Here is a 2,934-nt window from a genome sequence, read left to right as displayed (position 1 = left end):
TTGGGAGAAAAAATTGGTTTCTACATCTAATTTGAAAACTACAAAATCAGAAGAAATATTTGCAGCCGCGCGGGAACTGATGCCGGGTGGGGTGAATTCTCCAGTGCGTGCATTCAAATCTGTCGGCGGTCAACCGATTGTATTCGATCGTGTCAAAGATGCCTATGTCTGGGACGTAGACGGCAATCAGTATATCGATTATGTGGGCAGTTGGGGGCCAGCCATCTGCGGACATGCCAACCCGGAAGTAATTGCCGCCCTGCACGAGGCTCTCGCCAAGGGTACGAGTTTTGGTGCGCCATGCTATCTCGAAAACGTCCTGGCTGAGATGGTAATTAATGCCGTTCCTAGTGTGGAAATGGTCAGATTTGTCAACTCCGGTACCGAAGCGTGTATGGCTGTCCTGCGGCTGATGCGTGCCTTTACCGGACGCGACAAGATTATCAAATTTGAAGGTTGTTATCACGGACATGCGGACATGTTCTTGGTTAAAGCTGGCTCTGGTGTCGCTACTCTCGGTTTGCCCGATTCCCCTGGCGTACCCAAATCGACGACGGCGGATACTCTCACGGCACCTTATAACGATTTAGAAGCTGTCAAAGCTTTATTCGCTGCCAATCCTGACAGTATTTCTGGCGTAATTTTAGAACCCGTCGTTGGGAATGCGGGCTTTATCGTCCCCGATGCTGGTTTCCTCGAAGGCTTGAGATTAATCACTCAAGAATACGGCGCATTACTGGTCTTCGACGAAGTGATGACTGGTTTCCGCATTTCCTACGGCGGCGCACAGCAGAGATTTGGCGTAACTCCCGATCTCACTACAATGGGTAAAGTCATCGGCGGTGGTTTACCCGTCGGTGCTTATGGCGGACGCAAAGAGATCATGTCGATGGTCGCACCTGCGGGGCCGATGTATCAAGCGGGAACGCTTTCAGGCAACCCGCTAGCAATGACGGCGGGGATTAAAACCCTCGAATTACTTCAAAAACCAGGTACTTATGAGTATTTGGATAAAATCACTACCCGCTTGGCTAATGGTTTATTGCAAATCGCCAAAGAAACCGGACACGCTGCTTGTGGTGGCAACATCAGCGGGATGTTTGGATTATTCTTCTGCGAAGGGCCTGTTCACAATTTTGAAGATGCCAAAAAGTCAGATGTGACTAAATTTGGTCGCTTCCATCGCGGCATGTTGGAGCAGGGAATTTATCTCGCACCATCGCAATTTGAAGCTGGGTTTACTTCGCTAGCTCATACCGATGCCGATATCGATCGTACTCTAGCAGCCGCACGGATCGTGATGTCTCAAATGTAGTAGGGGATAGGGAATAGGGAATAGGGAATAGGGAATATTACTTACTCCCCTTCTCCCCGTCCCCCCGTCCCGTCAGTCATAACTAGGAACTTATTCGATCGGTTCCTCACCCCTGTTAAAATTAAATAAACTGTTAAAGTTTTTACAAAAAACTTAATTTTAGGAGAAATATAGTAATTATGAGCCAAAAATCCCTAGTCATTTCCCCGTCGATCCTCTCGGCAGACTTTAGCCGCTTAGGTGAAGAAATTCGGGCGGTGGATGCTGCTGGAGCCGATTGGATTCACGTTGATGTCATGGATGGACGGTTCGTACCAAATATTACTATCGGCCCCCTGATTGTCGAAGCCGTTCGCCCCCACACCAAAAAGATTATCGATGTTCACTTGATGATCGTCGAGCCAGAGAAATATGTGGCTGATTTTGCTAAAGCTGGCGCTGATATTATTTCCGTCCATGCCGAGTACAATGCTTCCGCTCACTTGCACCGTACCTTGGGACAAATTAAAGAGCTTGGCAAACAAGCTGGTGTTGTCCTCAATCCTGGCTCTCCGCTAGAACTAATCGAATACGTCCTCGATTTGTGCGATTTGGTCTTAATTATGAGCGTCAACCCTGGTTTTGGCGGTCAAAGCTTTATTCCTAGTGCTGTTACCAAAGTTGCTAAATTGCGCCAAATCTGTAACGAACGCGGCTTAGATCCATGGATTGAAGTTGATGGCGGTCTTAAACCCAATAATAGCTGGCAAGTTATTGAAGCTGGTGCAAATGCGATCGTCGCTGGTTCGGCAGTATTTAATGCTCCTGATTATGCTGAAGCAATTAAAGGCGTTCGCAATAGCAAGCGTCCAGAATTAGCAGCGGTATAGGGATTAGGTTTTAGGTTTTAGGCTTTAGGGTAGAAAGAGAGTAGGGTGGGCAGTGCCTACCATCTAGGTTTCAGCAATAGCTAAGGCGATCGAGTCTCAATATTTTACTACCCTAATTGCCTAGATTGCCAATCGCAATTATTCATTAAAAAAGACTGCATAGAAACTAATCTTTGGCAGTCTTTTTTATCGGTCTAAAATATAATAATCTATGAATCAGAGCCAGTATCGCGGCTGTTGGTTTGAATATAGAGAATAATCAAAAAAATCGTCGGTACGAGGACAAATAAAAGGCTGGCGACGAAGCCTAAATCGTTAGTTTGCATAAGAGTAATTCCTATAAAGTATTTTTATTGAGTACCTATACCAGAATATCATTTCCAGCGAGGGTCTAGTCAGTAAGGTAAAGATTTAACATCCTCAACCTGAGTCTACTAGAGTTGGGAAGGCGACGATCGCCTCCAGCGACCAGAGAGGAGCGAAGATTCCTCACCAGCGACTTGGAGCCAAAACTAAGGCTTGGTATTGACGGAAACAGCACCATTGACTAAGGTCTGACAGGCGAGGCGATAGTTAGCAGGTTTTTTTGCCAGCTTGCGGTTTTCAAAATCAGTGCGGGGAGAGAGATTTTCCATCCCTTCCACGATCTCTACGCCACACATCCCACACTGACCGTAGCCACCGCAGTTCATGAGCTTCCCTTTGAAGGTATAGATATCAATTTGGTTTTGAACCGCCTTCTCGCGCAGA

Annotated in this window: 4 protein-coding genes; 2 read left to right on the top strand and 2 right to left on the bottom strand. The window is 46.7% G+C overall.

Annotated features, from left to right (window positions below):
- Window positions 1-13: 13 nt before the first annotated feature.
- Window positions 14-1,315 (top strand): glutamate-1-semialdehyde 2,1-aminomutase, encoded by a 1,302-nt coding sequence (hemL, locus tag RMO35_RS12875; protein ID WP_309741689.1) that lies wholly within the window; start codon window positions 14-16, stop codon window positions 1,313-1,315.
- 179 nt (window positions 1,316-1,494) lie between these two features.
- On the top strand, window positions 1,495-2,184 hold the full coding sequence (rpe, locus tag RMO35_RS12870; RefSeq protein WP_309741688.1) for a ribulose-phosphate 3-epimerase: 690 nt from the start codon (window positions 1,495-1,497) through the stop codon (window positions 2,182-2,184).
- Window positions 2,185-2,393: 209 nt separating this feature from the next.
- On the opposite strand, the gene psbM is transcribed toward rpe, so the two are convergent.
- Together psbM and RMO35_RS12860 are read right to left on the bottom strand one after the other, a co-directional pair.
- A complete protein-coding gene (psbM, locus tag RMO35_RS12865; protein ID WP_309741687.1) occupies window positions 2,394-2,510 on the bottom strand; it encodes a photosystem II reaction center protein PsbM in 117 nt (38 codons plus the stop codon).
- Window positions 2,511-2,696: 186 nt separating this feature from the next.
- Window positions 2,697-2,933, bottom strand: coding sequence for a 2Fe-2S iron-sulfur cluster-binding protein (locus RMO35_RS12860; RefSeq protein WP_309741686.1), 237 nt, complete (start codon window positions 2,931-2,933; stop codon window positions 2,697-2,699).
- Window position 2,934: the final 1 nt, after the last annotated feature.

Source organism: Chamaesiphon sp. OTE_20_metabat_361, assembly GCF_031364565.1.
Note: the sequence above shows the minus strand (reverse complement) of the source record. Positions and strands in the feature narration are given on the sequence as shown.